The organism is Rathayibacter sp. AY1H2 (genome assembly GCF_002931985.1).
Taxonomy (GTDB): domain Bacteria; phylum Actinomycetota; class Actinomycetes; order Actinomycetales; family Microbacteriaceae; genus Rathayibacter.
In genome coordinates this window covers 38,392-64,865 of sequence record NZ_PSUV01000003.1, presented here as the reverse complement: position 1 = coordinate 64,865, position 26,474 = coordinate 38,392, and the positions used below count along the sequence as shown (strand labels likewise).

Sequence of the window (26,474 nt, the reverse complement as noted above, 5' to 3'; positions counted from 1 at the left end):
CCGCGGCGCCCCGTGGAACGGCGCAGGCGACGTGGGCCGGATCGGACGTTCGTCGTGAGTCGTGATCAGCACCGCCGTCCCGAGCCGCCGCCCTCGGCCCTCCACCGTCGCTCGGGCCTCCGCCGCCGCTGTCAAGAGGGGAGAGACGGGCCGCGCCCCTCGCCTAGGGTGCCGGGATGCCCCGCACCCGGACGTCCCGCGCCGCCCTCGCCTGGCGGGAGGCGGTCACCGGCTCGCGCTTGATGCTCGCTCTCAAGACGGCGCTGGCGGTCGGCATCGCCTGGGCCGTCGCGCCGCTCGCTCCCGGAGTCGCGGAGCAGTACCCGTACTACGCGCCGCTCGGCGCCCTGGTCAGCATGTACCCGACCCTGATGGGCTCGGTCCGCACCGGACTGCAGACCCTGCTCGGCCTGGCGGCGGGGATCGGGCTCGCCGCCCTCGTGGTCGTCACCGTCGGACCGACCTGGTGGACGATCCCGCTCGTCGTCGGGATCGGCGTGGTCCTCTCGGGGACGGGGTGGTTCGGCGCGGGCCGCGAGTACGTGCCGATGGCGGCCCTCTTCGTGCTCATCATCGGCGGGGCCGACGCCGAGGACTACTCCCTCGGCTACCTCGTGCAGATGGCGGTGGGCGTGGTGGTGGGGCTGCTGGTGAACGTGGTCGTCGCCCCCGGGCTCACCGTCGAGGCGGCCTCCGCCCGGGTCGACGCGTTCCGGCGCGAGCTCGCGGAGCACCTGCGCCAGCTGGCCGCCGCGCTCGAGGAGACGTGGCCGCCCGAGCACGAGGCGTGGGCGCGCAACGGCGAGGAGCTGGCCCGGACGGCGGAGGAGGTCCGCGCGGCCCTCGCGGACGCGGACGAGAGCCGCAAGGGCAACCCGCGCGCGCTGCTGCACCGGCGCGACTCCCGACCCGACCACCTCCGCCTCGAGACGCTCGACGCGGTCCTCTTCCACGTCCGCGATCTGAGCGGCGCCCTCGCGGACACCATCTGGGAGCGGCCGGGCGCGCTCCCGTTCGATCCGGCGCTCGGCCCGCCGCTGAGCGAGGCCTGCCGGGCGGTCGCCGACGCGATCGACCGCGACGACGCCGGCTCCCCCGCCGCGCACCGGGCGATCGGGGGCGCGGCCCGCGCGATCCGGCACCTCGTGCAGGTCGTCGACGAGCGGACCGCCGCGACCTCCCGGACCCTCGGGCCCGGCGTCCTCGCGGCGATGCACCTCCGCCGCGTCCTGGTGCGCCTGCAGCACGACGGCGCGGAGCCGCAGGAGGAGTGAGGGCTGGCGCCTCTCGCCCCATACTGATATGGTGCTGAGACATCAGGAGGACGGGGACGACGTGGAGCGGACGGTGACGACGACGAGCCTCCGTGGTCGCACGCCGGAGCGGGCGACCACGGAGGCTCACCTGGCCTTCGGGCAGGCGCTACTCGCAGACGAAGAAGGCGACCTCCACGTAGCCCATCGTCTGCGAACGGGTGTCGACGTCGGAGTTCTCGACGGTCACGCCGGACGCGGCGAAGCTGCTGCCTCCTGCGCCCGTCGACGCGTTGGCCGCGTAGGAGCCGCCACCGCGCACCCACAGGGAGGTGCCGCCGCCGGCACCGCCGAAGTAGCCGCCGCCGCCGCCACCGGACGCATAGGTCACCTGGCGGCTCGCGTTCGTCCTCGGTGCGCCGGCACCGCCGTCGCGCCCGGAGCCCGGGCTGCCGAGAACCGACTCGGTCACGTTCACCGTCGTCACACCGGGCTGCCCCGGCCCGGTCTGGCTTCCGCCGGTGCTCGGAGCCTGCTCGGTGGAGCCGGTGCTGCTGTCCGCGCGCGAGACGGCGCTCTCGTAGCCGGAGCCGCCGACGGGGCCGCCGGACCCCGCGTTCGGCCCGACGCGGGCGGACCGGGTGAAGTCGTTCGAGGTGAAGCCGGCTGCGCTACCGCCGCCGCCGCCCGCGATGACGAGCAGGGAGCCCGCGGCGGTGATCCCGCTGGCCCCGCCCCCTCCTCCGGAGCCGATGTAGCCCGGAGTGCCCGGAGCCCCGCCGTTGCCGAGCCCCCGGCCGCCGGCCTGGTTGCTGCCGCCCGAGCCCGCGGTGATGACGATCTCGGACGCTCCGCCGAGCGCGTCGACGGGGATGGTGCCCGTCACCCGCGCACCGGCGCTGGTGACGTCCGACCCGGTGCGGACGCCGCCGCCGTCTCCGCCGACCGCCGTGAAGCGGACCCACTGGGTTCCCGCGGGCACGGGGATCGTCCGGGCCGCGAGCGCGGTGGTCGAGGTGGCGTCGATGCGCTGCGCGTCCTGCAGGGCGCACTGGGGGGCGGTTGAGGCCGACGCCATCGGAGCGGCGATCGAGGCGGCCACAACAGGAATCGCCCATGCGGCGCCCTTCACCACGGTTCGGCGCTGGGTCAGACGATCGGGGGCGCCGGTCGGCGTGCTGGTGTCTTCGTTCTGCATCGGAGTCCTTCTGTCATCGTGCACCCCTGGGTATCGGGGGCAGAGTCGGGTGAGAGGCGCGGGAGGATGCCCGTGCCGCTCCGACAGAGTCGCCTGCTCCGCGACGGGGCACGCCGCTCGAGGCCGCTCTGGCGCGAACCTGCCCTGAGGCGGCGCGCCGCGCCTCCCGCGCCTCATCCTCAGCAGCTTCTCCGCACCGCCGACCAGTCGTGCACGACGTCGCAGATGCCCCGTCGGACTCGCCGATCCGGACCCTCCGAGCGGGCGGCCCGACTCGCGAGCACCCCGGACCGAGCGGCCCGGAGAGCCCGCGACGGCCGAGCGCAGAACCCGACGTCAGTCCGTCGCCGGCCCGCGACGGCCGAACGGGCAGCCCGGCGTCAGCCCGGCGTCACGCCCCGACGGCCGAACGGCCAGCCCGGCATCAGCCCGGCATCAGCCCGGCATCAGCCCAGCATCAGCCCGGCATCAGCCCAGCGCCAGCCCGGGGTCAGCCCGCGTCGGCGAGCAGCGCCTCGCGGTCGAGCCGCTTCGCGTAGCAGCGGGCGCTCGGCTCGTCGCCCCAGTAGCCGTAGCCCGCGATCGGGTCGTAGCCGGCGCTCGCGTAGAGCGCCATCGCCTCCGGCTGCTCCGTGCCGGTGACCAGTCGGAGCAGATCCACGCCCTCGCGGGCCGCCAGCCGCTCGACGCCGGCGAGCAGCACGCGGCTGAGCCCGCGGCCCCGCGCGGCGCTCACCACGAACATCCGCTTGATCTCGCCGATCCCGTCCTCGACCGCGAGCGCCACGCAGCCGACGAGCCCGCCGTCGACCTCGAGCAGCAGGGTCGGAGCGTCGGCGGGAGGGCGCGGACCGGTGTCGTCGCCGCCGTAGCGGGCGAGGAGGTCGGCCTCCTGCAGGGCGAAGAGGTCCGTGGCTGCCGGGTCTCCGGCCGTGGTCTCGATCAGGCGGTGCACGGCACGATGCTACGGCGCGGCGGCGAGCCCCGCGGCGATCCCGGTCAGCTGCTCGAGCACGGCCCGCACGGCCGAGCGCTCCAGCGTCTCGGGCCGGGCGAGGCAGTCGATGTGGCGGCCGAGCCCCGGGATCCCGAGCGGCCGCAGCACCACCTCCGGCGTGCGCCGCAGGTCGGTCGTGTACCGCGGCAGCAGCGCGACGCCGTCGCCCGCCGACACGACCGCCGCCGCGACCAGGAAGTCGTTGATCCGGTGCGGGATGCGCGCGTCGCCGCCCGCGAGGACCGCGATGGCGTCGATCGCCCGCTCCAGGGGGAAGCCCTCGTGCACCGCGACCCACTCCTCGTCGCGGAGGTCGGCGGGGCGGACGACGTCCTTCGCGGCGAGCGGATGATCGCGCCGCAGCGCGAGGTCGAGCGGCTCGAAGAGGAGGGGCGTCGACCGCACGGTCCCGGGCCACTCGGCGCTGCCGGCGAGCCGGTGCGCGACGACCAGGTCGTGGTCCGCGGTCAGCCCGGCGAAGGCGCTCTGCGCCACGTCGAAGTCGGCGAGCGCGACGCCCGGCCGACCCGGTGCGCGCAGCGCCTCCAGCAGCGGGCCGAACATCGCCAGCCCCGCGCTGTGGAACGCGGCGACCGAGACCGTGCCGCTCGGCTCCCCCTCGAAGTCCGCGACCGCCCGGGCCGCGCGCTCGAGCGCCACCTCCACCTCGACCACGGCCGCCGCGAGAGCGCGGCCGGCGGGGGTCAGCGCGGTCCGGCGCCCGTCGCGGAAGGTCAGCGCCGTCGGGGTGCGGCGCTGCAGCGCGCTGATCTGCTGCGAGACGGAGGAGGGGGACACCCGCATCGCGGCGGCGACGGCGGCGATGCTCCCGCGCTCGCCGAGCTCCCGCAGAGCCCTGAGCTGTCCGAGTTCCATGAGTTCCAACTTACGCGTCGGCGAAGAAGATGCAGTCTTGTCCTGCGGGTCTCCGTGCCGCCACGATGAGCCGTGCGCGCTCTCCTCTCCCGCTTCAGGGTCGACCTCCTCCTGCTCGTGGTCGCCGCCTCCTGGGGCTCGACCTACTTCGCGGCGAAGGAGCTCGTCACCGACTCGAGCGTGATGGCGCTGCTCGGCTCGCGGATGACCCTCGCCGCCCTGTGCCTGGCCGTGATCGTCGCGGCGCGGCGGCACCGGATCACCGCGACGGAGTGGCGGGTCGGCGTGACCATCGGGGCGCTGCTCGCCACGATCTTCGCGCTCGAGACCTACGGCATCGCCGGCACCTCCGCCACCAACGCGGGCCTCATCATCAGCCTGACGATCGTGATCACGCCGATCCTCGACTCCGCCGTCTCGAAGCGCCGGCTCCCGGGCCGCTTCCTGCTCGCATGCCTCGTGGCGGTCGTCGGAGTCGCGCTGCTCGCGGGCAACGGCGCCCTCCGCCCGCTCTCCCCCGGCGACCTGCTGATCCTCGGCGCCGCCGTCGTGCGGGCCGTGCACGTCACGTCGATGCACCGCCTCTCGGCGCGGGCGCCGATGGACTCCCTCCGCCTGACCACGGTGCAGCTCGGCACCTGCGCCGTCGTCTTCAGCGCCGCGTCGCTCGTCGTCGGCGTGCCGATCCCCGAGTACGTCGCGGGGCTCGACCCCGTGGGCGCCGGCCTGTTCCTCTACCTCGTCCTGGTCTGCACCGTCTTCGGCTTCCTCGTGCAGACGTGGGCGGTCCGCCGCACCTCGCCCTCCCGCGTCAGCCTGCTGCTGGGCACCGAGCCGGTGTGGGCCGCGGTCGTCGGAGTCGCGCTCGCCCGCGATCCGATCGCGCCGGTCGGCTTCCTCGGCATCGCGCTGATCCTCGCGGGCACGGCCTGGGGCCGCTCCCTCGAGCAGCGGACGGCGCCCGACGCGCCGACCGCGGCGGCCGCTCCGGAGGCGCTGCTCGCCCCCGAGCCGGAGGACGAGCAACGGCGTCCCGTCGAGCGGTAGCCGGGTCAAGGGACTCGCGTGCGGCGCCCCGATGTGGGGGAATCGGATCGGGAGGCGTCCGCCGCGGGCGCCGCCGGAGGAGGATCCATGTCGCTCAGCGTGCTGTTCATCGGCGGGACGGGCATCATCAGCGCCGCCTGCGTCCGCGAGGCGCTGCGGCTCGGCCACGACCTGACCGTGCTGAACCGGGGGCGGACGTCGCTCCGCCCGCTGCCCGAGGGCGTCCGCGAGGTGCAGGCCGACGGTCGCGACCGCGACTCCGTCACCGCCGCTCTCGGCGACCGGAGCTTCGACGCCGTGATCGACTTCGTCGCCTTCACGCCCGAGCACGTGCAGCAGGACATCGACCTGTTCTCCGGCCGCACGGGCCAGTACGTCTTCATCAGCTCGGCCTCGGCCTACCAGAAGCCGCCGCGCAGCCTCCCGGTCACCGAGTCGACTCCGCTCCGGAACCCCTACTGGCAGTACTCCCGCGACAAGATCGCGTGCGAGGACCTGCTCGTGGCCGAGTACCGCGCGAGCGGCTTCCCGGTCACGATCGTCCGCCCCTCGCACACCTACGACCGGACCGCGCTGCCCGTCGACGGAGGCTGGACCGTCGTCGACCGGATGCGCCGCGGCCAGGAGGTGGTCGTCCTCGGCGACGGCACCTCGCTCTGGACGCTCACGCACGCCGACGACGTCGCTGTCGGCCTGGTCGGTCTTCTCGGCGCCTCCGCCGCGATCGGCGAGGCGTTCCACATCACCGGCGACGAGACGCCGACCTGGGACGAGATCCACCGCGACCTCGCCGCGGCGGCCGGAGTCGAGCCACGCCTCGTGCACGTCGCCTCCGACGCGATCGCCGCGGCCGACCCCGAGCTCGGTGCCGGGATCATCGGCGACAAGGCGCACTCGATGGTGTTCGACAACGCGAAGATCCGCCGCCTCGTCCCGGCCTACTCCCCCTCGGTGCGCTTCAGCGACGGCGCCCGCGAGATCGTGGAGTGGTACGACGCCGACGAGTCGCGCCGCGTGGTCGACGAGCGGATGAACGGCCTGTTCGACGCGCTGATCGAGCGGTACCGGCCGCGCCCGCTGTGAGGGGCGGGGGGTGCGCGAGTCCGCCGACTCCGCCCCTCCCGGCCGCTGCACCCCGCTCGGCTCCTCCGCCCGCGCCGGCGCCCCCGCTCAGCCGATCGGCTCGAGCCGCACCAGGAACCCGCCCGGCACTCCCGGCTGCAGCTCCTGGTACTCGGACGGCACGCGGTAGGAGCCCTCGCCGACCGCGGTCACGGTGAAGGCGTCGTCCGTGCGGGTCCCCGCGAGGAAGACGGTGTAGACGTCTGTGCCGTCCTCGGTGGTGCGCTTCCCGGCCGCCGCGCCGACCCAGCGATGCCCGCCCGGATCGGCCGTCGCCGTCTCCCCGAGGGTCGCGTCGATCGCGGCCGGGTCGACGCCCACGGTGCCGATCCCGTCCTGGCACTCCCGCCAGACGCCCGTGAATCCCGGGTCGGGGTCGGAGTAGCAGAACATCATCGACCCGTCGGGCGCGACGTGCAGGTCGCCGTAGCCGCCGACCACCGGCCCGGAGACGGGGGCGGTCGTGGGCCCGGTCGTCGGCTCGGGGTCGGCCGGCGCGGTGCACCCGGCGAGCGCGAGGACGAGCACCGCCACCGCTCCCGCTCGCCACCTCATGTGCGCAACCTACTGGAGCCGCGCCCCCGCCCGTCCGCGTGCCGGGCCGGGAGTCGGCCGAGCGTCCGCCGAGAGCCGGACCGCCCTCAGACCAGTCGGCGGCCGCTGAAGCGGTCGATGGGGGCGTCGTGCCGCATCGCCCGCTCGTACATCCGCCGGAACGGCTCGGTGAGCACGCCGTTCGTGCGGTCCAGCGAGTCCTGCCAGGCCACGATCTCCCCCAGCTGCGCGGCGAGATCCGCGCGGAGGGCCGCCTCGTCGACGGTGGTCGAGACGCCCTTCGAGACGACGATCCGGCCCGCGACGATCACGGTGTCGATCGACGAGCCGTTCTCGGAGTAGACGAGCTGGTTCTCGAGCCGCTGGCGCGGGGTGAAGTTCAGCGTCTCGAGGTCGTAGACGACGAGGTCGGCCTGCTTGCCGACCTCGATGCTGCCGGTGACGTCGTCGAGCACGGCGCTGCGCGCGCCTCCGATCGTGCCGGCGGTGAGCACCTCGGACACGGTCGGCCAGGTGGCGATGTCCGGATCCGTGACCTTGTGCAGGAGCGCCGCGGCCTTCACGACGTCGAGCATGCGCGGCGAGTCGCTGCTCGAGCAGCCGTCGGTGCCGAGGCCGAGGTTCACGCCCGCGTCGTGCAGCGCGCGCCACGGGGCGATGCCCGAGCCGAGCTTGAGGTTCGAGATCGGGTTGTGCGAGACGGACGTGCCGGCGGCGGCGATCCGCTCCATGTCGGAGTCGGTGAGCCAGATCCCGTGGGCGAAGGTCGTGTTCGGCGAGAGCGCGCCGATCCGCTCCATGTACTCGACCAGGGTCGAGCCGTAGGACAGCTCGCCGGTCACCAGCTGCGTCTTCGTCTCGAGGACGTGGATGTGGCACTCCGCCCCGTGCTCGAGCGCCAGCTCGGTCGCCCCCACGAGCAGCTCGGGCCCGCACCGCTGAGGAGCGGACGGGGCGACCATGTAGCGCAGCCGCCCGCCTCCCCTCCCGTGCTGGGTCGCGAACGCCTCGCGGCTGAAGGCGAGGTAGCCCTCCGTCGTCGGGCGCGACGCCGACCGCGCCTGGTCGAGGATCTCCGCGGGCACGTACTCCTCGAGGAACGGCATCGTCTCGTGGAAGGGCCTGCTGATCACGTGGCCCGAGATGTTGGCGCGGACTCCGATCTCGTCGTACGCGTCGAAGACCGCGGCGAGCTGCTCAGCATCCTGGTCCGGGTTCTCGAGCACGTCGTCGACCAGGGTCGTGACCCCGGCCTTGAGCGATTCGAGGGCGAAGAGCGACGAGCGCAGCCGCACCAGATCCGGAGCGACGCGGCTGTTCCCGAGGATCGGGTACGACAGCAGCATCCACAGCTCGAGCGGCAGGTTGTCGTAGCGGCCCTTGTAGAGGTACTCCCACGAGTGGGTGTGGGCGTTGACGAAGCCGGGGACGACCAGGCGGTCGCGCCCGTCGATCACCTCGTCGCCCGGCTCGGGGACGAGGCCCGGGCCGATCGCGACGATCAGCTCGTCGACGATGCGGATGCTCGCCGTGATCGGGACGGCGCCCGAGACCGGGTCCATGGTGATCACGGCGGCGTCGGAGAGGAAGAGGGGCATGGCGGTTCCATTCGTGGTGCGGGGTGGGACGGGGCGGGCCGGCTCGCGAGGGGGCCGGCCCGCGGAGGGGCTCGGGCTCAGCAGCGGACGGGCTCGGGCTCCGCGGCGACCGGCGCGGCCGACTCCCGGCGCTCGACCCGGGCGGGAGCGTCCCGGCCGAGCAGGAGGTAGGCGATGCCGGCCGAGACTCCGCCCGCGAGCCACGAGACGTCGACGCCGCCGAGGGCGGTCGCGGCCGGACCCTGCAGGGCGGGCACCGAGCCGTTCATGAACAGTCAGGTCAGGGTCGCGCCGATCGCGAAGGAGAGCAGCGCCCGCCAGCGGACGTCCGGCAGCAGCGGCGAGCCGACGGGGGCGAACAGGTGCCCGAAGGAGCGGACGCGCGGCTCGAACACCGTGTAGTGCACCAGCACGATCGCACCCCACGGGGCGACCCAGCCGACGAGGCCGACCAGCCACGCGTCGAGCGTGGTGGCGAGGTCGTCCTGGAACACGAAGAACACCGCGGCCGCGAAGGCCAGCACGCCGACGATGAGGCTGAGCGCGCGGCGCCCGAGCCTGATGTCGAGGGCCTGGGTCGCCATGCCGAACGAGTAGATGTTGAGGACGTTGGTCGCGATCGGACCGTGCACCACCAGGAGCAGCACGGGGATCGCGAGGGCGCCGAAGTTCTCGACGATCAGCTCCCCGGGATCCACGGAGCCGTTCTTCGTCGCGAGGGTCGCGCCGAGGACGCCGAGCCAGACCACCGGGATGAACTGGCCGAGGACGCTGGCGAGGTAGAGCCCCCGCTTCGAGGAGCGGGGTCCGACGAAGCGGGAGTAGTCGCCGGCGTAGGCGAGCCAGGTGAGGCCCCAGCCGATGCCGATGGCGGTCATCACGATGGACATGGCCGCGATGCGGTCGCCTCCGGTGAGCGCGCCCTCCGCGGGGCCGGCGTAGGACCAGTCGATGTCGAGGAAGAACCAGGCGACGACCGACATGATCGCCAGCACCAGGAGGGTCGGCGGCACGGTCCAGCGCTCGAAGGCGGCGATCGCGCGGTAGCCGAGGAAGGAGATCGCGACCTGCACCGCCATGATCACCGCGGCCACCGCGATCTTCCAGCCGACGTTCGCCTGCTCCGGGTCGACGACGCCGACGGAGCCGAGGAGCGCGATGACCAGGTCGAGGACGATCCAGGTGTTGATGGCGCACCAGCCGATCACGACCACGGCCTGGATCGCGGCCGGGACGTAGTTGCCGCGCCGTCCGAAGATCGCCCGTCCCACGAGCATCCCGGTCGCCCCCGTCCGCTGGCCGAGGAGGACGAAGAAGCCGAACACCGCCATCCCGACCACGTTGCCGAGCACGAGGACGGTGACGGTGTCCGCCAGGCCGAGGCCCATGTTCACGCCGAGGGCGCCGAGCACCCAGTTGATGGGGGCGATGTTGGCGCCGGCCCAGATCCAGAACTGCCCGTCGAGCCGGGCGGTGCGCCGGGAGTCGGGCAGGGGACTCAGCGCGTCCTCGGCGTCGGCGGTGCCGTGCAGGGTGTCGGTGCTCATGGCGGATCCTCTCGGGGAGGGGGATGAAGGGGAGGGCGGGGCGCCCGGTGAGGCTCCACTCTCGTGCGGACCCGTTTCGGGCGGCGCGTCCGCGTGTAAATTCGCCGTGACGCGAGAGGACGTTCTGTATGGCCTACCTGCTGTCGGACGCGATGCGGGATCCGCGCCTCGCCGCCATGCTCCCGGTGGTGGCCGCCGGGCACGCGGCCGCCGAGCGCGCCGTGATCCGCTGGGCCCACACGAGCGAGCAGCTCGACATCGCGCCCCTCCTCCTCGGAGGCGAGCTGCTCCTGATGGAGGGCGCGCTCCTCTCGACCGACCAGGACCCGGCGGAGTGCCGCGAGTACGTGCGGTCTCTGGTCGACGCGGGAGTCGGCGCCCTCGCTCTCGAGCTCTCGCCGCGCCTGCCCGCGGTGCCGCCGCCGATCGTCGCGGCGGCCGACGAGCTCGGCCTCCCCGTGCTCGCCCTGCCCCGGCGCGTCCCCTTCGTGCAGGTCTGCGAGAGCATCAACACCCACCTCACCGAGCAGAAGTTCCGGAGCATCCGACTGGCGGACAGAGTGTCCGGTCTGCTGGCCGACGCGGCCTCCGGGGACGCGGGCGTCGACGAGCTCCTGCAGGTCGTCGCCTCCGCGACGGGCGCCTCCGCCTCGCTCGTCTCGCTCACGGGCGACGAGATCGCCCGCGCCTCGCCCGGGCCGGGCGTCGACACGGAGCCGACGGCCGGGACGTTCTCGAACGTGCTGCACGCGGGCGACTCCCTCCTGGGCACCCTGCATCTGCGGGCCCACGCCGACGCCGACCTCCACGCCGTCGCCGTCGCGCTCGACCGGGCGCCGGACGTCCTCGCGATCGCCGTGCTCCGGCACCGCCCGCCGTCGGTCACCGAGCGGCTGACCGCCCAGCTCTTCGCGATCGCATCTGTCGAGCGCGCGGACCCGGCGGCCGACCTCCAGATCGACGCCTTCCTCGGCCGCCTCGGCGCCGGCTCCCGGGAGCGCTACCTCGGCGTCCGGGCCGACACCGGTCACGACGACCGGCGGCTCCGCGCTCTGCTCCGCCTCCTGACGGGCGCAGGAGCGGATCCCGGCCCGGTGCTCTGCGTGGTCGGCTCCGAGCTGCTGGCGCTGCTGCCGTTCGCCACCGCCGCCGCGATGGAGGAGGGCCGCGCGGAGCTGCTGCGCCTCGGCGCCGCCCTCGACTCGGACGCTCTGCTCTGCGTCGGCAGCGGGCTCGGCGGGCAGGAGCGGGTGCCGCGGGAGCTGGCGGAGGTGCGCGGCGCGCGCGAGTGGGCGCCCGCAGGCGGAGTCGTCGACTCGCGCCAGTACCGCCTGGAGCGGTTCGCGAGCTCCCTGCAGGACGATCCGGAGGCGGACGACCTCGTCGAGGAGGTGCTCGGGCCCCTGCGCGCCCAGCGCGGCGAGCTGCTCGCCACCCTCGAGGCCTTCGCGTCGCTGTGGGGGAGCAAGACGGCGACGGCCGCCGCGCTCGGCATCGGCCGGCAGACCCTCTACGACCGGCTCGCGCGGATCGAGGAGCTGATCGGCCCGCTCGACTCGTCGCCGGCCCGCGCCCGGGTCGTCATGACCGCCGTCTTCCTGCACCGGGCGCGCGCGGCGCTCCCGGCGGGCCCGCCTCCGGTCGGGCGGATGTTCCCGCCTCCCGCCGAACGCTGACGCGGCCGGACGGGATCGACCGGCTCAGGCGGGCAGCAGCTCCGCGACGAGCGCCTGCACGCGGGCCCTGATGTCGTCGCGGATCGAGCGGACCTCCTCGAGCGGCCGGCCCTTCGGGTCGGCGAGGTCCCAGTCCTCGTAGCGCTTGCCGGGGAAGACGGGGCAGACGTCGCCGCAGCCCATCGTGATCACGACGTCGGAGGCCTGGACCTGCTCGGTGGTCATCAGCTGCGGGACGGCCTGCGAGATGTCGATGCCCTCCTCCGCCATCGCCTCGATCGCGATCGGGTTGATGCTGTCGCCGGGCTCGGAGCCGCCGGAGCGGACCTCGACGGCGCCGCCGGAGAGGGCGCGGAGGTAGCCGGCGGCCATCTGCGAGCGGCCGGCGTTGTGGATGCAGACGAAGAGGACGGTGGGGGCGGCCATCGGGGCTCCTGGTGTCGAGGGGCGGTGCTCGGAGGAGCACGGGGCGAGGGTAGCGCGCCCGGGCGAACGGCTCGCGCGCCTGCGGAGCCGGAGGAGACTCCGACGGCCGGGTCGGGAATATACCCCCCGGGGGTATGTTGCACTCCCCTGGACCGAACCGGAGGAGACACTATGACCGACCACGCCCACCACCACCCGACCACCTGGCGCGTCGCCGCCCTCGCGACCCTGCACTGCCTGACCGGCTGCGCGATCGGCGAGGTCCTCGGCATGGTGATCGGCTCCGCCCTGGGGCTGCCCACCCTGGCGACGGTCGCCCTCTCGATCGTCCTCGCCTTCGTGTTCGGCTACGCGCTCACGCTGCGGGGCGTGCTCCGCTCCGGAGTGACGTGGCGCGCCGCCGTCGGCATCGCGCTGGCGGCCGACACCGTCTCGATCGCCGTGATGGAGGTCGTCGACAACACGGTGGTGCTCGCGATCCCCGGAGCGATGGACGCGGGCCTCTCGTCCGGCCTCTTCTGGGGCTCGCTCGCCGGCGCCCTGGCCCTGGCCTTCGTCGTCACGACCCCGGTGAACCGCCTGCTCATCTCCCGCGGCCGCGGCCACGCGGTCGTCCACGGCCTGCACGGCTGAGCCGCGCGGGCCTCGACAGGGCGCCTGCGGCGGCTGCTCGACCAGCAGGAGGCGCGTGCCGATCGAGCCGCCCGGGCCGCGGGCGCCGCGAGATCCCGTCGGCCGTCAGTCCTGCAGGCGTCGGTAGTGGCGGTTGCGGACCGAGAGGATCGCGCCTCCGATCACCGCCGCGAGGAACGAGCCGGCCAGGACGCCGACCTTCACGTGGTCGTCGGACTCGCTGCCCGCGCCGAACGAGAGCTCGCCGACCAGCAGCGACACCGTGAATCCGATGCCGGCCACGAACGCCATGCCGATCACGTCCACCCAGCGCAGCGACGGATCCAGGCCGATGCCGCGGAACCGGGTCAGGAGGAAGGTGCTCCCGGCGATGCCGAGCGGCTTGCCGAGCACGAGGCCTGCGATGATGCCCACGGCGATCGAGTCCTGGAACGAGTCGACCAGGCCCGTGACTCCGCCGACCGTCACTCCGGCCGAGAAGAACGCGAAGACCGGCACCGCGACCGCGGTCGAGAGGACGCTCCAGCGATCGGCGAAGTGGGCGGCGAGGCCGTCGTAGACCGGGCGCCCCTCCGCGTCCGACCCCACCTGCACCCGGGCGCGCTTCGTCGCGACGACCGGCACGGTGAAGCCGAGCAGCACGCCCGCGACCGTGGCGTGGATGCCCGAGGCGTGCACGAGCGCCCACGTCGCCACTCCGAGCGGGATCAGCACCCACCAGGCGCGCACGCCGCGCTGCACGCAGACCGCGAAGACCGCCAGCGGCACCAGCGCGAGCAGGAGCATCAGCACGTCGATGCCGGCGGTGTAGAAGACGGCGATGATCGTGATCGCGATGAGGTCGTCCACCACGGCGAGCGTGAGGAGGAACGTCCGCAGCGCCGGCGGGAGGAAGCGGCCGACCACGGCGATCACCGCGACGGCGAAGGCGATGTCGGTGGCGGCGGGGATCGCCCAGCCGTCCAGCGCGGCTCCTCCGCGGGGCAGGTTCACCGCGGTGAAGATCAGGGCGGGGACGGCCACGCCGCCGACGGCCGCGACGATCGGCACGAGCGCCGTCTTCGGGTCGCGGAGCTTGCCGGCGACGAACTCCTCCTTGAGCTCGAGCCCGACGACGAAGAAGAAGATCGCGAGCAGGCCGTCGGCCGCCCACGACCCGACGCTCAGCTCGAGGTGCAGGGCCTCGGGGCCGAAGCGGAAGTCGCGGACCGCGCTGTAGAGCGCGGACGCGGGGCTGTTGGCGACGATCAGGGCGAGGAGGGTCGCGGTGAGCAGGAACGCTCCGCCGACCGTGTCCTTCTGGAGGGTCTGGCGGAGTCCCCGCCAGATCGAGTGGGGGGCCTGATCGGCGGGCAGGGGCTGGTGCGGCATGAGGGGTTCCGTCCGGAGGGGTGGGTGTGCGCGGGGACGCGGCCGCGGGCTCCGGAGGAGGGGCGGTCGCGGGTCAGCCGCGCGGCGGCGGGCAGCCGGCGATCTCGCCGTGCGCGTTCGTCCCCCACGAGCTGAGCCATCCATTCGTGCCCGAGGCGCGCTTGGTCAGCAGCTGCCGGGTCGGGTACGCCGCGGCGGCGCGCGCGCGGGCGCGGCTCAGCGGAGGGAGGGTCAGGGGCACCGCACCAGGGTACCGGTGGCACCCGCGAGGGGGCCGGGTGTGCACGAGCGCTCGGAGGAGGAGCCGCCCCTCCCGCCGCCGAGCCACCTCGCCCGCTCCACTCAGGGGACCTCGTGCCCCCGGCCCGCCTGCCCGCCGAGCAGCGGGCGCAGCGCGGTCGCGACGGCGTCCGCGCGCTCCTCGCCGCCGAACCAGGCGTTGCCGGCCCGCACGAGCGGGTAGGCGGCCTCGAGGAGGTCGCGCCCCGCCGGGGTCAGGGCGATCCGGGAGTGACGGCCGCGGCCGCGCTCGGCGCCCCGGTCGAGCAGGCCCCGCTCCGCCAGCCCGGCGACCAGGGCGGTCATGCTCTGCGGGCGGACGCCGACGGCGCGGGCGAGGTCGGCCTGCGTCAGCCCGTCGGCCGCCGAGAGCTGCGCCAGCACGCCGAACTCGACCGGGCTGAGCCCGGCCGGCGCGAGCGCGTCGCCGACCCGCCTCGCCAGGTCGCGGGCGGCGCGGATGACCGTCCAGGCGGCGATCGCGTCGACGTCGTCGCGGGTCAGGGAGAACTCCGAGGACATGGACCGAGCGTAGCGGCGTAGTCTTCGAGTATCAGCTAGTTGATACCTGGGAGGAATCATGAGCGACGTGATCGCGATCACCGGAGTCACCGGCGACGTCGGCGGCAAGACATTCGAGCGGCTCGTGGCGGCCGGCGCGCCCGTCCGCGCGATCGTCCGTCGGCCCGAGCAGGCGGCGGCCCTCGCGGCCCGCGGCCTCGACGCGCGGATCGCCGACCTCGGCGACGGGGCCGCACTGACCGCCGCCCTCCGGGGCGCCGACCAGCTCTTCCTGGTCACCGCCGCCACCCCGCGCCAGGCCGAGCACGGCGCCACCGCCGTCCGTGCCGCCCAGGAGGCGGGCGTCCGCGCGCTCGTGCAGCTCTCCGGCGGCGACGCGGCCGAGCACTCGCCGCTCCCCTGGGGCCGCGCGATCTGGCGGACCGACGAGCGGGTGCGCGCCTCCGGGCTGCCCGCGACGATCCTCCACGCCTCGGGCTTCCTGACGAACCTCGAGCCCTCGGCGCCCGCGATCTCGCGCGGCCTGCTCCCGCAGACGATGGGGCGCGGCGTCATCCCGTGGATCGACACCGCCGACATCGCCCGGGTCGCCGCGCACGTCCTCGAGGCGGGAGGGCACACCGGCGCCGAGCCCGTCCTCACCGGACCGGCTCTGCTCGACGGGCCCGGCGCCGCCCGCGAGCTGACCGCGGGGCTCGGCCGTCGCGTCCGCTACCTGCACCTGCCCAGCCGCGTGTTCGCCGCTGTCCTGCGCCTCACCGGCATGTCCGCGTGGCAGGCGGAGGGGCTCCGCCGGCAGTTCGGAGTCGTCGCCCGCCGCGGCCTGGACGGCGTCGACGTGCTCACCGACGAGGTCGAGCGGATCACGGGGACGCCGGCCCGCTCGACGGCCGACTGGGCGCGGTCCCGCCGCTCCGTGCTCCTCGGGCGGGAGTAGCCGCGACCCCTGCACGCTCCACCCGGCACCGGTACCCCTACCCGCGGATCCGCCGCAGGCGCATCGTGGAGCCATGAAGCAGATCCAGTACGCCGGCGCGACCTTCCAGGTGGGGGACGCGGTCGCCGACGCACTCGTCTCCTACGCCTCCGGGCTCGCCGCCCACGGCCGCACCGACAGTGTCGAGCTCCCCGTGCTCGCCGGCGACGGCCACGCGACGGTCGTGACGCTGCTGCTCAACTCCGCGACGAGCCTCTTCGTCTCCGGCGCCGCAGGCCTCCTGCCCGGGCTCGACGAGAAGGCGGTCGCCGCCGACCTCCGCCAGCGGACGCAGTGGCTGGACGCGGTCCCGGCGGTCACCGCCGTGGAGCCGAGCGCTCCGGAGGACCTGATCTGGCTCGAGTTCCCGGAGGTCGCGGCCCTGATGGACCCCGAGACCGGCGCCCACTCCCCCGCGACGCTCCACCTCGTCGAGCACTCGCCGCGGCGCGACTCCCTCGTCTTCACCGTCGTCTACGTCAGCACCCTCGACCGCGACCTGGGCTCGGGGGAGATCCGCCGGCTGCTCGAGACGAGCCGCCGCAACAACGTCGAGCACGGCGTCTCGGGGATGCTCGTCTTCCGCGGCCGCCGCGTGATGCAGCTGCTCGAGGGCGAGGAGTCCGACGTGCGCTCGCTCTACGCGCGGATCCTCGCCGACCCGCGGCACGAGGGAGTGGTCACCGTCTGGACCAGCGTGCACGAGCAGCGCCGCTTCCCGGACTGGTCGATGGGCTTCGACGAGCTCGACCTGCCCGTCGAGCGGCCCGCCTCCTGGCCCGAGCCGGACCTCCCCGAGCAGTCGATCGACGCCGTGGCGGACGACTACCTCCGCCGCCGGTCGGAGGCGCTGCGGAGCGCGCTGGTGAGCAGCGACCCCCTCGTCGCGAGCCTCGCCGTCATCCTGCACGGGCACCGCCCCGAGCGCGTCCTCGCGGGCGGCGCCGGAGTGCGGCTGCGCTGCGCCGAGTGCCGCGCCTTCGACGCCCACGACGGGTACGACTCCTACCCCTGCGCGACCGCGAGGACCGCGATCCAGGCGCTCGAGGCGGCCTGACGCGAGCCGGGCGGCCGTGCGGGATCACCGTCCCGGGGCACTCCGAGCGCACCCCCTTCCGCGGGTCTGCGCAAGCCCGTCCGCTCGCCCCGGCGCGCCCCTAGGGTGAGGCCATGACCGATCCCGGCGCGGCCCGCCACGACGTCCTCATCATCGGCGGCGGCAACGCCGGACTCTCGACCGCGGGACGGCTGCGGCGCTCCGGAGTGGACGACGTCGCGGTGATCGAGCCCCGGTCGACCCACGTCTACCAGCCGATGCTCTCCCACGTCGCGGGCGGCACAGCACCCGCCTCCGCGGCGACCCGGCCCCAGGGCTCGGTGACGCCGAAGGGGGTCGTCTGGATCCAGGACCGCGTCGAGACGATCGACCCGGTCGCGCACACGGTCACCCTCCTCTCCGGCCGCATAGTCGGCTACGGGCAGCTCGTCGTCTGCCCCGGGATCCAGAAGGACTGGGCCGCGGTCCCCGGGCTCCAGGAGGCGATGGACTCGCCGTTCGGAGTGTCCAACTACGAGTACGAGTACGCCCGCAAGGCGTCGCAGGTGCTCCGCGAGGTCCGCTCCGGCACCGTCGTCTTCACGCAGCCCGGCGGCCCCGGCACCTGCTCCGGCGCCTCCCAGAAGCCGATGTACCTCGCCTGCGACTACTGGCGCGCGACCGGCGTCCTCGACCGCATCCGCGTCGTGCTCGTCGTGCCGACCCCCACCCTGTTCGGGATGCCGCTGATCGACTCCGAGCTCGAGCGGAAGGTGGCGGAGTACGGGATCGAGGTCCGCTACGGCCGCGAGCTGGTCGAGGTCGACGCGGCCGAGCGGAGGGTCGTCCTCGCCGTCGACGAGCGCGCGACCGCCCTCCCCGGCCCCGACCGCGCGCGGCGCTCGACCGACGGCCCGCGCGAGACGCTGTCCTACGACGTGCTGCACGCCGTGCCCCCGCAGTCTTCCCCCGACTGGCTGGCCGGCACTGGGCTGGCCGCCGAGGGCGACGAGGGCGGCTTCGTCGAGGTCGACCCGCTGACCCTGCGGCACCCGCGGTTCCCCGACGTCTGGGCGCTCGGCGACGCGGCGGCCACGGTCAACTCGAAGTCCGGAGGAGCGCTGCGCCAGCAGACCACCACGCTCGCGAAGAACCTCGTCGCCGCGCAGAAGGGCCGCCCGCTCCCCCGCGTGTACAACGGCTACTCCGTCTGCCCCTTCGTGGTCTCGCGGTCGAGCGTGGTGTTCGCCGAGTTCGACGACCGCTACCGCCCGAAGCCGACCGTCCCCTTCTGGACGGGCCTGGCGAAGGAGCGGCGCCTCACCTACCTCGCCGACCGCCGCGTCCTGCCGTGGGTGTACTGGAACCTGATCCTGCAGGGACGGGCCTGAGCGTCCTCTTCCGGACATGTCCGGAAGAGGCGCTTGCCGCTGCCGGAGGCGCTCCCGAGACTGAGGGGTCGGCACCACCGTCCGACGTGCCCCCTCGTCTCCTGGAGGACCCGATGCGGCCCAGCCCGACTCCCGACCGCTCCGGCACCGCGCGATGACGACCGCGCAGGACTGGGGGCCCTCGACCGACGCGGACTCCGCCGGCGGTCCGCCCGCGTCGCGGAGGCAGCGCGTGCGGGCCTGGATGCGCGGCGGCTCCTTCGGGCCGACCGGCCTCACCCGGCGCGGCTGCCTCCTGGTGCTGGCGTCGGTGCTCGTGGTGGCGGTGCCGGTCGTCGCGCTGACGCTCGCGCACGTCGATCCGCACGCGTCGCTCAAGGTCTGGATCCTGGCGATCACGCTGATCGCGCTGGTCGGAGCGCTGCTCCGGGTCGTCGCCGACGCCGGTCCGGACCCGCAGGCCGACCTCGACCGCGCGGGCAAGGCGGTCGGAGCGGTGGCCGCGGCCTACACGGCGCTGGCCGTGATCATCGACTGGGGGATGCTGCACCTCTGAGGCGCGGTCAGCGGGCCTCGTCGCGCGGGTCGTCCGTGCCGTCGGGAGCGCTGCCGATCACGTCCGGTGTGCCGCCGGTGCCGCCCTGCGCGCTCCCGGTCCCGCCCTGCGCCGCTCGCTCGTCCTCGCGCCGGCTGAGCCAGCCCGGGCCCTCGCGCCGCAGCCGCTCCGCCTCCGGACTCGGGACGGGCGGCGCCGCCGGCCGCCGCAGGAGCCGCACCTGCCGGACCGCGCCGAGCACCACTCCGGCGCCGAACAGCGGCAGGCCGAGCAGGAGCACCAGCCACAGCGGCGCGTGCCGGCGTCCGCCGCCGACGACCGCGCCGAGATCCCAGCCCGCGTCCGCCGCCAGCCAGAGCATCCCCGCCACGAAGACGGCGCTCACCAGCGAGAGCGCCCAGGGCTGCGCGAGGAGGAGCGCCTGCGTGCGCTCCGTGCGGAAACCCTTCGCCATGCGCCGATCCTAGGCGGGCGTCAGCCGGCGAGGATCCGGTCGACCAGCCCCTGCGCGTCGCCCTCCGCGGGAACGATCTGCACGGTGTCGCCCTCGATCGGCTGCATCACGGAGAGCGCAGACTCGACCCGGTCGCCCACGCGGAGGAGGAGCCGGGCGTCGGCCCCCTCGTCGATGGCCGCCTGCGAGCCGCGGCGCAGGAGGGCGGCGCCCGCCTCGTCGAACCGGACGTCGACGACCCCCGTGCTCGGATCGGCCTCGACCGCGGCGACGCCCGCGCGGGTGAAGTCCTCGGGATCGACGAGGACGTCCTGCCCGCCGACAGGGACGCACTGCGGATCGGAGCCGGGCTCGCAGAGCGCCGAGACGGCGACCCCGAGGCCGCCGACGGGCTCCGGAGTGGCGGACGGGGACGCCGCGGGCGACGACCCGGCGGAGCAGCCGGTCAGGGCGAGCAGGAGGAGCGCGGCGGCTCCGGGGCCGGTGCGGCGGATCACGGGATCTCCTCGGGTCGCGTCGGAGCGCGCCACGATACCGAGGACCCTGCGCGGCGGCCACTCCGCGGCACGGCTCGGGCTGGGCGGCTGCGGGCGGAGCGGCCGGTCCGCGGCACGGCCTGGGCGGGCGGCGGCCCGCCCCTCAGAGCCGGACGACCAGCTTCACCGCCGACACACCCTCGTGCAGCCGGTCGAGGGCGGGCTGCAGCGCGGCGAGCCCCTCCCCCACCACCTCGGGCGCCGGGGCGCAGACGTGACGGCCTTCGGCGAGCGCCGCCGGCAGGTGGTCGCGCCACAGCATCGGCCCCACCTCGTTCGTCATCAGCGAGCCGCCCCAGACGAAGCGGGCGCGGATGCCGCGGCGCCGGGCCGCGATCTGCAGCGCCGCGGTGCCGCTGACCACGCGCAGCATCGTCCGCACGAAGGCGGCGCTGACACCGCGCCGGCGCGGGAGCGAGCCGAACGAGACGGAGGGGCTGGCCAGGGCGACCCGTCGCGCTCCGGTGCCCGCGGCCACCGCCACCGACGGGGCACCGGAACCCGTCCCGATCGCGAGCACCCCCGCGACCTCGTGGCCCGCGAGCGCCGCCACCAGGTCGGCGACGACGGAGGGGCTGCGGTAGTCGAGCACGATCTCGGCGCCCAGCTCGCGCATCCGATCGTGGTTGCGAGGCGACGCGGTCGTCGCGACGCGGTGCCCGGAGGCGACGGCGAGCTGGATCGCGTTGCTCCCCACGCTCGTCGTCCCACCCCAGACCACGACCGTCCTGCCCGTCGGCCGGACCGGCACGCTCGGGTGCGGCAGGGCGAGGTGGTCCCGCTGGAACAGCGCCGTCGCCGCCGTCGAGACCGCGAGCGGCAGCACCGCCACCTCCTCGAAGCCCAGCCGGTCGGGGATCGGCGCCGCCAGGTCCTCGCGCACGACCGTGTACTCCTGGAAGGCGCCCTCGTCGCGGTTCCGCTGCCCGCGCTCCATCCCGACCGCGTACGCGACGACCCGGTCGCCGACGGCGAAGCGCGTCGCTCCAGGGCCGACCGCCTCGACCACTCCGGCCACGTCCTCCCCGAGCACCGCCGGGTACGGCACCCACCGGAACATCAGATCGCCCGTCCACTGCTTCATCTCGTCGACCGGGTTCACGGCCAGGGCGCGGTTGCGCAGCAGGACCTCCCCCGGACCGGGGACGGGCATCGGAGCGGGGCGGACGACGAGGTCGGCCCGCGGGGCGGTCAGCAGGGCGGCGGCGTTCTCGGGCACGGGCGGCTCCAGTCGGAAGTGATGGCAGGACGTGTCGTCACTCTACTCCTGATGACACGTCGTGTCGTCAGCTATCCTGGGCGGATGTCACGCTGGGCTCCCGACGCCGCCCTCCGCCTCGAGCAGGCGGCGATGGAGCTCTTCGCCGAGCACGGCTACGCGGGCACCACCGTCCCCGCGATCGCGGAGCGCGCCGGGCTCACCACCCGCACCTTCTTCCGCCACTTCGCCGACAAGCGCGACGTCCTATTCCTCCGCGAGCGCGAGTTCCCCGAGATCGTCGGCCGCCTGCTCGCCGGCGCCCCCGCCGGCCTCGCGCCGATGGACCTCGTGATGCACGGCCTCGAGGCGGCCGCCTCGGGCGACCTCCAGACCTGGCGCGCTCCGATCGCCGCCCGTCGTGCCGTCGTGCGCTCCGAGCCGCAGCTGCGCGAGCGCGAGCTCCTGAAGTCGGCCGCCCTCGCCGAGAGCATGCGCGCCGCCATCGTCGACGCCGGAGTCGCGCCGGAGGACGCGGCCCTCGCCGCCCTCGCGGCCTCCGCCCTCTTCGACCTCGCCCTGGAGCGCTGGCTCGCCGCGCCCGAGGGGTCCCTCCTGGTCGACGTCCTCCGCGCCGAGCGCGCACGCCTCGGCGCGCTACTCGCGCGCTGACCCGCACGACGCTGTCGAGGCGTCGCGAACGGTCGTCCTCCGCGGCGGGAGGCGGCCGTTCGCGACGCTTCGGACCGGCGGGCGGGGGACGATCCGCTCAGAGCGCCCAGGGGAACGCGGGGGCGTTCGAGCGGGCGCCCTGCGCGGCCTTCGAGCGGCCGGGCTCGCCGAGCTCGGCGAGCAGCGCCTCCGACTCGCCGACGAGGACCGCGAGCGCGCCGGGCGTGAACCAGTCGGGGCGCAGGGCGAACAGGAGGTCCTCGGTCGCCGTGTTGCCGCTGGCGCCCGGTGCGAAGGGGCAGCCGCCGAGGCCGCCGAGCGCGCCGTCGACCACCGCGGCCCCGGCCTGCACGGCGGCGATCGCGTTCGCGACGCCCGAGCCCCAGGTGTCGTGCCCATGGAACACGATCTCGCGAGGCGGGGTCTCCGCCGCCACGCGCGAGACGAGCGACGCCACCTGGCCGGCGTGCGCCTGCCCGAGCGTGTCGCAGACGACCACGTCGGCCGCTCCCTCCGCCCGCGGGTCGCGCGCGATCGCGAGCACGCGCTCCGGGTCGACCGGGCCCTCGAACGGGCAGGTGAAGGAGGTGGCGATGCACAGCTGGATCCGCCCGCCGACGCTCTCGGCGAGCGCGACCGCCTCCGGCATCGCGGCCAGGCTCGCCTCGGTCGGCCTGCCGACGTTGGCGAGGTTGTGCGAGTCGGACGCCGAGAAGCAGTACTGGAAGCGGCGCGCCCCCGCGGCGGCCGCACGCTCGACGTGGCGCGGAGTCGCGACCCACACCCAGCACCGCTCCAGCTCCTCGGGAGTGAGCGCGGCGATCACGTCGAGGGTGTCGGCCATCGGAGGGACGAGGTCGCCGCGCGCGAGCGAGCCGATCTCGAGCTCGGGCACTCCCGCGGCGAGCAGCGTGCGCGCGAGGTCGACCTTGCGCTCGGTCGTCAGGAGCTTGCCGGTGAGCTGCAGGCCGTCGCGGAGGGTGACGTCTCGCAGGCGCGCGGAGGCGAGCGCGGTCACCGGCCGGCCTCCTCGGCAGCGGCGGCGGAGGGAGCAGCAGCAGCGGCCGGAGCCGCAGCAGCAGCCCCGCCGGCGGAGGGAGCAGCGGGACCGGTGCGCCGGAGCATCCCCAGCACCTCCTCGGTGTCCTGGCCCAGGTCGGGCGCGAGCGAGCGGATGGGGAGGGAGCGGCCGCCGAGCACCGGCACGATCCCCGGGAAGCCCACGCCGCGCAGGGTGCCGCCGGCGTCCTCGACGTCGAAGGCCTGGATCATGTCGCGCGCCGCGTACTGCTCGCTCGCGCTGATGTCGGCGGCCGTGTAGATCGGGCCGGAGGGGACGCCCTCGTCGTCGAGGACCGCGAGCGCCTCGGCGGCGGTGCGGCCCGCCGTCCACGCGCCGATCGCCGCGTCCAGCTCGTCGCGCCGGGCCCAGCGCTGCTCGTTCGAGGCGAGCGCCGGGTCCTCGCCCAGGTCGGCGCGGCCGATCACCGCCATCAGCCGCTGGAAGATCGCGTCCGCGTTCCCCGCGATCACGATGCTCGCCCCGTCGGCGCAGGTGTAGGCGTTGGTCGGGGCGATGCCCTCCATCCGCCCGCCGACGCGCTCCCGGACGATGCCGTGCGCCTGGTAGTCGGGGATCAGCGACTCCGTCATCGAGAACATCGCCTCGTGGAGCGCGACGTCGACGACCCGCTCCGCCAGCGGTGCCGGATCCAGCCCGGCGGAGCGGCGGGTCTCGCGTTGGAACAGCGCCATCATCACTCCGTAGCCCGCGTACAGCCCGGCGATCGAGTCGCCGATCGAGACGCCGACGCGCACGGGCGGCCGGTCCGGGTCGCCGACCAGCTCGCGGAACCCGCCCATCGCCTCCGCGACCGCCGCGAATCCGGGCCGGGCCGACAGCGGGCCGGTCTGCCCGAACGCGGAGATGCGTCCGATCACGATGCCGTGCCGGGCCTCGTCGAGCACGTCCGGCCCGATCCCCCAGCGCTCGAGCGTGCCGGGCCGGAAGTTCTCGAGCACCACGTCGCACTCGGCGACCAGGCGGCGGACGGCGTCGCGCCCCTCGTCCGTGCGCAGGTCGAGCGCGATCGAGCGCTTGTTGCGGTTGATCGTGTGGAAGAGGAGCGAGGTCTCGGACCCCTCGTGCAGCCGCCAGCGGCGCAGCTCGTCCCCCGTGCCGGGCCGCTCCACCTTGATCACCTCGGCGCCGAAGTCGGCGAGCAGCCGGCCCGCGGTGGGCGCCGCGATGAAGTTGCCGAGCTCGAGGACGCGGACGCCCGCGAGCGGGAGGGGTGCTGTCATGGCACGGCCTTTCGCTCCCGTCGAGGCTAGCGCGGAGGACGGCGCCACCCCCTGCCCTCACGCGGACGCCCGACCTACACTTGCCGGACATCATGCGCAGACACACCCTCACTCCGCGACCGGACTGGCGAGCCCGCTGCGACGAGATCGGCTTCAGCTTCTACGACCTCCCCTCCGAGGGCGGCCGCCCCTACTGGAACGAGTCCGCGGCGTACTCCTTCGAGCCCGCCGAGATCGACCTGCTCGAGCGCACGACCTCGGAGCTCTTCGACCTCTGCATGGAGGCGTGCGAGCTCGTGGTGCGGAAGGGCCGCTTCGCCGAGTTCGGCATCCCGCCCCGCTTCCACGAGCTGGTGCGCACCTCGTGGGACGAGGACGACCCCACGGTCTACGGCCGCTTCGATCTCGCCTACGACGGCGCGGGCGCGGTGAAGCTGCTCGAGTTCAACGCCGACACCCCGACCTCGCTGGTCGAGACCGCCGCGGCCCAGTGGCAGTGGCTCGTCGAGACGAAGGGTCCCGACGCCGACCAGTTCAACAGCCTGCACGAGCAGCTCGTCGAGCAGTGGCGCCACCTCCGCCTCGAGCGCTGGAGCCTCGACGAGGGCGCCCGGCTGCACCTCGCGTCGCTGCACGACTCCGGAGACGGCGAGCTGATCGTCGAGGACGCCGACACCGTCGCCTACATGGCCGAGACCGCGGCGCAGGCCGGCTTCGACCCCAAGCTGATCTTCGTCGAGGACATCCGCTACGAGCTCGACGGCGCCGGCTTCCTCGACGGCGACGGCGAGCCGATCCGCCACGTCTTCAAGCTGTACCCGTGGGAGTGGATGCTCGGCGAGCAGTTCGGCGGCCTCCTCCTCGACCGGCGCGAGCGCACCCGCTGGGTCGAGCCGGCGTGGAAGCTCCTGCTCAGCAACAAGCAGCTGCTGGTGGTGCTGTGGGAGATGTTCCGCGGCCACCCGAACCTGCTGCCCGCCTCCGTGCATCCGCTGCCCGGCACCGCCCAGGTGCGCAAGCCGCGCCTGGGCCGGGAGGGCGCCAACGTGACGGTCCTCGACGCCGACGGCTCGGTCGTCGCCGAGAACGGCGGGAGCTACGGCGCCGAGGGCTTCATCCACCAGGAGCGCGCCGAGCTGGCCCGGGTCGACGGGAAGACCGTCGTCATCGGCAGCTGGATCGTCGGCGAGACCCCGGCCGGCATCGACGTGCGCGAGACGAGCGGCCTGATCACCGGCGACCTGGCGGAGTTCGTCCCCCACTACATCGAGGGCGGACGGAGCGACGGGGCCGCGACGGACGCGGACGCCGCGTCGGCCGCCTCCCGCCCCGAGCACGGCGCCACCCCCGCCTACGGCGCTCCCGCGCCCGGCACCCCCGCGCCCGAGTACGGCGCCCCCGAGCACGACCGGCCGCAGGACACCCGCGCGGCCCGCCCGCAGGACGAGGAGACCCGATGACGGACGACGACCGCACCCCCGGCGATTCGGGGACGCCGAGCTCCGGGAACGACTGGGGCAGCCGCGAGCCCGCGGCGGGCTCCGGCACGCCGAGCGGCGGCTCGAGCGGCGGCACCGGCCGCGGCGACGGCTCCACCCGCACCGCTCCCCACCGCTCCCGGAGCGTCGGCATCAGCGGCATCGCGAAGAACCGCCGCGGCCTGCTCATCGGCGGCGCGGTCGCGGTCGGCGCGGTCGGCCTCGCTGTGGCCCTCGCGAACGGCGGCCCCTCGACCGACGGCGTCGTCGCCACGGGAGCCGACGGCCAGGACTACGTCATCCCCGAGAACGCCGAGCGCCCCGTCTACGCGAGCCGTGAGGACTGCCTCGCCGACGTGCGGGAGCAGATCGCCCAGCTCCAGGCGCAGGGCGAGGAGGTCGGCGACGACCCCGAGCAGCTGTGCGAGGCCACCGACGAGTACCGCGGGCACTACGCCGGCGGCTTCTGGCTCGGCCCGCTGATCTTCGCGTCCTCGCGCTGGAACTCGACGCGGGCGACCAGCTGGGCGCCCGTCGCGTCCGGTGGCTTCGCGGCCCGCGGAGCGACCCAGCCCGACGTCGTGCAGCGCGCGCCGGCGGGCTCGACCGTCGGCTCGAAGGCGACCCTCTCGGGCGGCTTCGGCTCCTCCGGCAAGTCCGGCTTCGGCTCCACCGTCGGCGGCTGACCGCGGCGTACCTCCGCCCTCGCGCCCGGGACGCGGGGCGAGACATCCGCCGAGACACCGCTCGCACGCCGGCGTCTCGACGACCAC

28 protein-coding genes are annotated in these 26,474 nt (G+C 74.7%); 12 read left to right on the top strand and 16 right to left on the bottom strand.

The features are described from left to right. The first annotated feature begins 176 nt into the window (after positions 1 to 176). Positions 177 to 1,274, top strand: a complete 1,098-nt coding sequence (locus C5C29_RS03925) for an aromatic acid exporter family protein (protein WP_104307976.1) — start codon at positions 177 to 179, stop codon at positions 1,272 to 1,274. A 148-nt stretch (positions 1,275 to 1,422) separates the two neighbouring features. Here the strand turns inward: C5C29_RS03925 and C5C29_RS03920 are convergent, their stop codons facing one another. The 3 genes from C5C29_RS03920 to C5C29_RS03910 form a co-directional block, all read right to left on the bottom strand. Beyond that, entirely contained in the window at positions 1,423 to 2,451 is a 1,029-nt protein-coding gene (locus tag C5C29_RS03920) for a hypothetical protein (protein ID WP_146083453.1), read from the bottom strand. Positions 2,452 to 2,941: 490 nt separating this feature from the next. Continuing rightward, the gene (locus tag C5C29_RS03915) at positions 2,942 to 3,406 is read right to left on the bottom strand and encodes a GNAT family N-acetyltransferase (RefSeq protein ID WP_104307974.1); all 465 of its coding nucleotides are present in this window, start codon (positions 3,404 to 3,406) and stop codon (positions 2,942 to 2,944) included. Positions 3,407 to 3,415: 9 nt separating this feature from the next. After that, entirely contained in the window at positions 3,416 to 4,324 is a 909-nt protein-coding gene (locus C5C29_RS03910; RefSeq protein WP_104222489.1) for a LysR family transcriptional regulator, read from the bottom strand. A gap of 72 nt (positions 4,325 to 4,396) precedes the next feature. Between C5C29_RS03910 and C5C29_RS03905 the strand changes: the two genes are divergently transcribed. Beyond that, positions 4,397 to 5,371, top strand: a complete 975-nt coding sequence (locus tag C5C29_RS03905) for a DMT family transporter (RefSeq protein WP_219813762.1) — start codon at positions 4,397 to 4,399, stop codon at positions 5,369 to 5,371. 87 nt (positions 5,372 to 5,458) lie between these two features. Then, a complete protein-coding gene (locus C5C29_RS03900) occupies positions 5,459 to 6,454 on the top strand; it encodes an SDR family oxidoreductase (protein WP_104307973.1) in 996 nt (331 codons plus the stop codon). Between the two features lie 87 nt (positions 6,455 to 6,541). On the opposite strand, the gene C5C29_RS03895 is transcribed toward C5C29_RS03900, so the two are convergent. From C5C29_RS03895 to C5C29_RS03885, 4 genes are all read right to left on the bottom strand, one after another. After that, positions 6,542 to 7,048, bottom strand: coding sequence for a hypothetical protein (locus tag C5C29_RS03895; RefSeq protein WP_146083452.1), 507 nt, complete (start codon positions 7,046 to 7,048; stop codon positions 6,542 to 6,544). Positions 7,049 to 7,134: 86 nt separating this feature from the next. After that, the gene (locus C5C29_RS03890) at positions 7,135 to 8,646 is read right to left on the bottom strand and encodes an amidohydrolase family protein (protein ID WP_104307972.1); all 1,512 of its coding nucleotides are present in this window, start codon (positions 8,644 to 8,646) and stop codon (positions 7,135 to 7,137) included. A gap of 77 nt (positions 8,647 to 8,723) precedes the next feature. After that, a complete protein-coding gene (locus C5C29_RS17635) occupies positions 8,724 to 8,915 on the bottom strand; it encodes a hypothetical protein (protein ID WP_374953985.1) in 192 nt (63 codons plus the stop codon). Between the two features lie 6 nt (positions 8,916 to 8,921). Continuing rightward, positions 8,922 to 10,193 carry a purine-cytosine permease family protein gene (locus C5C29_RS03885; RefSeq protein WP_374953984.1) on the bottom strand — a complete coding sequence of 424 codons (1,272 nt, stop codon included), beginning with the start codon at positions 10,191 to 10,193 and terminating at the stop codon, positions 8,922 to 8,924. A 128-nt stretch (positions 10,194 to 10,321) separates the two neighbouring features. On the opposite strand from C5C29_RS03885, the gene C5C29_RS03880 reads away from it, so the two are divergent. Further along, positions 10,322 to 11,869, top strand: coding sequence for a PucR family transcriptional regulator (locus tag C5C29_RS03880; RefSeq protein ID WP_104307971.1), 1,548 nt, complete (start codon positions 10,322 to 10,324; stop codon positions 11,867 to 11,869). A gap of 24 nt (positions 11,870 to 11,893) precedes the next feature. Here the strand turns inward: C5C29_RS03880 and C5C29_RS03875 are convergent, their stop codons facing one another. Then, a complete protein-coding gene (locus C5C29_RS03875) occupies positions 11,894 to 12,295 on the bottom strand; it encodes an arsenate reductase ArsC (RefSeq protein WP_104222419.1) in 402 nt (133 codons plus the stop codon). Positions 12,296 to 12,466: 171 nt separating this feature from the next. Between C5C29_RS03875 and C5C29_RS03870 the strand changes: the two genes are divergently transcribed. Further along, positions 12,467 to 12,928 (top strand): DUF4396 domain-containing protein, encoded by a 462-nt coding sequence (locus tag C5C29_RS03870; protein WP_104307970.1) that lies wholly within the window; start codon positions 12,467 to 12,469, stop codon positions 12,926 to 12,928. A gap of 105 nt (positions 12,929 to 13,033) precedes the next feature. On the opposite strand, the gene nhaA is transcribed toward C5C29_RS03870, so the two are convergent. The 3 genes from nhaA to C5C29_RS03860 all read right to left on the bottom strand — a co-directional run bounded on the left by nhaA (position 13,034) and on the right by C5C29_RS03860 (position 15,100). After that, positions 13,034 to 14,299, bottom strand: coding sequence for a Na+/H+ antiporter NhaA (gene nhaA / locus C5C29_RS03865; protein ID WP_104307969.1), 1,266 nt, complete (start codon positions 14,297 to 14,299; stop codon positions 13,034 to 13,036). Between the two features lie 73 nt (positions 14,300 to 14,372). Then, positions 14,373 to 14,540, bottom strand: a complete 168-nt coding sequence (locus tag C5C29_RS17035) for a hypothetical protein (protein WP_181027217.1) — start codon at positions 14,538 to 14,540, stop codon at positions 14,373 to 14,375. A 101-nt stretch (positions 14,541 to 14,641) separates the two neighbouring features. After that, the gene (locus C5C29_RS03860) at positions 14,642 to 15,100 is read right to left on the bottom strand and encodes a MarR family winged helix-turn-helix transcriptional regulator (protein WP_181068090.1); all 459 of its coding nucleotides are present in this window, start codon (positions 15,098 to 15,100) and stop codon (positions 14,642 to 14,644) included. Positions 15,101 to 15,158: 58 nt separating this feature from the next. On the opposite strand from C5C29_RS03860, the gene C5C29_RS03855 reads away from it, so the two are divergent. The 4 genes from C5C29_RS03855 to C5C29_RS03840 all read left to right on the top strand — a co-directional run bounded on the left by C5C29_RS03855 (position 15,159) and on the right by C5C29_RS03840 (position 19,059). Next, the gene (locus tag C5C29_RS03855; RefSeq protein ID WP_104307968.1) at positions 15,159 to 16,037 is read left to right on the top strand and encodes an NAD(P)H-binding protein; all 879 of its coding nucleotides are present in this window, start codon (positions 15,159 to 15,161) and stop codon (positions 16,035 to 16,037) included. 73 nt (positions 16,038 to 16,110) lie between these two features. After that, a complete protein-coding gene (locus tag C5C29_RS03850) occupies positions 16,111 to 17,133 on the top strand; it encodes a BLUF domain-containing protein (RefSeq protein WP_104307967.1) in 1,023 nt (340 codons plus the stop codon). Between the two features lie 113 nt (positions 17,134 to 17,246). Continuing rightward, a complete protein-coding gene (locus tag C5C29_RS03845) occupies positions 17,247 to 18,503 on the top strand; it encodes an NAD(P)/FAD-dependent oxidoreductase (protein ID WP_104307966.1) in 1,257 nt (418 codons plus the stop codon). Between the two features lie 154 nt (positions 18,504 to 18,657). Further along, on the top strand, positions 18,658 to 19,059 hold the full coding sequence (locus tag C5C29_RS03840; protein WP_104226999.1) for a hypothetical protein: 402 nt from the start codon (positions 18,658 to 18,660) through the stop codon (positions 19,057 to 19,059). Positions 19,060 to 19,066: 7 nt separating this feature from the next. Here C5C29_RS03840 and C5C29_RS03835 read toward each other — a convergent pair whose 3' ends face one another. The 3 genes from C5C29_RS03835 to C5C29_RS03825 form a co-directional block, all read right to left on the bottom strand. Then, positions 19,067 to 19,513 carry a hypothetical protein gene (locus C5C29_RS03835; protein ID WP_104247793.1) on the bottom strand — a complete coding sequence of 149 codons (447 nt, stop codon included), beginning with the start codon at positions 19,511 to 19,513 and terminating at the stop codon, positions 19,067 to 19,069. A 20-nt stretch (positions 19,514 to 19,533) separates the two neighbouring features. Then, positions 19,534 to 20,010 (bottom strand): hypothetical protein, encoded by a 477-nt coding sequence (locus tag C5C29_RS03830; protein ID WP_104307965.1) that lies wholly within the window; start codon positions 20,008 to 20,010, stop codon positions 19,534 to 19,536. 142 nt (positions 20,011 to 20,152) lie between these two features. Next, positions 20,153 to 21,268: a zinc-binding alcohol dehydrogenase family protein gene (locus tag C5C29_RS03825; RefSeq protein WP_104307964.1), complete on the bottom strand. Its 1,116-nt coding sequence runs from the start codon at positions 21,266 to 21,268 to the stop codon at positions 20,153 to 20,155. Between the two features lie 84 nt (positions 21,269 to 21,352). On the opposite strand from C5C29_RS03825, the gene C5C29_RS03820 reads away from it, so the two are divergent. Then, the gene (locus C5C29_RS03820; protein ID WP_181128737.1) at positions 21,353 to 21,919 is read left to right on the top strand and encodes a TetR/AcrR family transcriptional regulator; all 567 of its coding nucleotides are present in this window, start codon (positions 21,353 to 21,355) and stop codon (positions 21,917 to 21,919) included. A 97-nt stretch (positions 21,920 to 22,016) separates the two neighbouring features. On the opposite strand, the gene C5C29_RS03815 is transcribed toward C5C29_RS03820, so the two are convergent. After that, positions 22,017 to 22,937, bottom strand: a complete 921-nt coding sequence (locus C5C29_RS03815; RefSeq protein ID WP_181127749.1) for a hydroxymethylglutaryl-CoA lyase — start codon at positions 22,935 to 22,937, stop codon at positions 22,017 to 22,019. Further along, positions 22,934 to 24,223: a CaiB/BaiF CoA-transferase family protein gene (locus tag C5C29_RS03810; protein WP_104307962.1), complete on the bottom strand. Its 1,290-nt coding sequence runs from the start codon at positions 24,221 to 24,223 to the stop codon at positions 22,934 to 22,936. Before C5C29_RS03810 ends, C5C29_RS03815 begins: the two co-directional genes overlap by 4 nt. Before the next feature lie 92 nt (positions 24,224 to 24,315). Between C5C29_RS03810 and C5C29_RS03805 the strand changes: the two genes are divergently transcribed. Further along, on the top strand, positions 24,316 to 25,683 hold the full coding sequence (locus C5C29_RS03805) for a glutathionylspermidine synthase family protein (RefSeq protein ID WP_181128735.1): 1,368 nt from the start codon (positions 24,316 to 24,318) through the stop codon (positions 25,681 to 25,683). Continuing rightward, on the top strand, positions 25,680 to 26,387 hold the full coding sequence (locus tag C5C29_RS03800; RefSeq protein WP_104222404.1) for a hypothetical protein: 708 nt from the start codon (positions 25,680 to 25,682) through the stop codon (positions 26,385 to 26,387). Before C5C29_RS03805 ends, C5C29_RS03800 begins: the two co-directional genes overlap by 4 nt. The last annotated feature ends 87 nt before the right edge of the window (positions 26,388 to 26,474 follow it).

Excerpts from the sequence above, each read along its gene's own strand:
- C5C29_RS03900 (WP_104307973.1), top strand. The coding sequence starts at position 5,459 with ATGTCGCTCAGCGTGCTGTTCATCGGCGGGACGGGCATCATCAGCGCC.
- C5C29_RS03860 (WP_181068090.1), bottom strand. The coding sequence starts at position 15,100 with ATGTCCTCGGAGTTCTCCCTGACCCGCGACGACGTCGACGCGATCGCC.
- C5C29_RS03850 (WP_104307967.1), top strand. The coding sequence starts at position 16,111 with ATGAAGCAGATCCAGTACGCCGGCGCGACCTTCCAGGTGGGGGACGCG.
- C5C29_RS03880 (WP_104307971.1), top strand. The coding sequence starts at position 10,322 with ATGGCCTACCTGCTGTCGGACGCGATGCGGGATCCGCGCCTCGCCGCC.
- C5C29_RS03840 (WP_104226999.1), top strand. The coding sequence starts at position 18,658 with ATGACGACCGCGCAGGACTGGGGGCCCTCGACCGACGCGGACTCCGCC.
- C5C29_RS03895 (WP_146083452.1), bottom strand. The coding sequence starts at position 7,048 with ATGAGGTGGCGAGCGGGAGCGGTGGCGGTGCTCGTCCTCGCGCTCGCC.
- C5C29_RS03810 (WP_104307962.1), bottom strand. The coding sequence starts at position 24,223 with ATGACAGCACCCCTCCCGCTCGCGGGCGTCCGCGTCCTCGAGCTCGGC.
- C5C29_RS03875 (WP_104222419.1), bottom strand. The coding sequence starts at position 12,295 with ATGGCCGCCCCCACCGTCCTCTTCGTCTGCATCCACAACGCCGGCCGC.
- C5C29_RS03920 (WP_146083453.1), bottom strand. The coding sequence starts at position 2,451 with ATGCAGAACGAAGACACCAGCACGCCGACCGGCGCCCCCGATCGTCTG.
- C5C29_RS03845 (WP_104307966.1), top strand. The coding sequence starts at position 17,247 with ATGACCGATCCCGGCGCGGCCCGCCACGACGTCCTCATCATCGGCGGC.
- C5C29_RS03925 (WP_104307976.1), top strand. The coding sequence starts at position 177 with ATGCCCCGCACCCGGACGTCCCGCGCCGCCCTCGCCTGGCGGGAGGCG.
- C5C29_RS03890 (WP_104307972.1), bottom strand. The coding sequence starts at position 8,646 with ATGCCCCTCTTCCTCTCCGACGCCGCCGTGATCACCATGGACCCGGTC.
- C5C29_RS03855 (WP_104307968.1), top strand. The coding sequence starts at position 15,159 with ATGAGCGACGTGATCGCGATCACCGGAGTCACCGGCGACGTCGGCGGC.
- C5C29_RS03885 (WP_374953984.1), bottom strand. The coding sequence starts at position 10,193 with ATGAGCACCGACACCCTGCACGGCACCGCCGACGCCGAGGACGCGCTG.
- C5C29_RS17635 (WP_374953985.1), bottom strand. The coding sequence starts at position 8,915 with ATGAACGGCTCGGTGCCCGCCCTGCAGGGTCCGGCCGCGACCGCCCTC.
- nhaA (WP_104307969.1), bottom strand. The coding sequence starts at position 14,299 with ATGCCGCACCAGCCCCTGCCCGCCGATCAGGCCCCCCACTCGATCTGG.
- C5C29_RS03820 (WP_181128737.1), top strand. The coding sequence starts at position 21,353 with ATGTCACGCTGGGCTCCCGACGCCGCCCTCCGCCTCGAGCAGGCGGCG.
- C5C29_RS03805 (WP_181128735.1), top strand. The coding sequence starts at position 24,316 with ATGCGCAGACACACCCTCACTCCGCGACCGGACTGGCGAGCCCGCTGC.
- C5C29_RS03910 (WP_104222489.1), bottom strand. The coding sequence starts at position 4,324 with ATGGAACTCGGACAGCTCAGGGCTCTGCGGGAGCTCGGCGAGCGCGGG.
- C5C29_RS03835 (WP_104247793.1), bottom strand. The coding sequence starts at position 19,513 with ATGGCGAAGGGTTTCCGCACGGAGCGCACGCAGGCGCTCCTCCTCGCG.
- C5C29_RS03870 (WP_104307970.1), top strand. The coding sequence starts at position 12,467 with ATGACCGACCACGCCCACCACCACCCGACCACCTGGCGCGTCGCCGCC.
- C5C29_RS03800 (WP_104222404.1), top strand. The coding sequence starts at position 25,680 with ATGACGGACGACGACCGCACCCCCGGCGATTCGGGGACGCCGAGCTCC.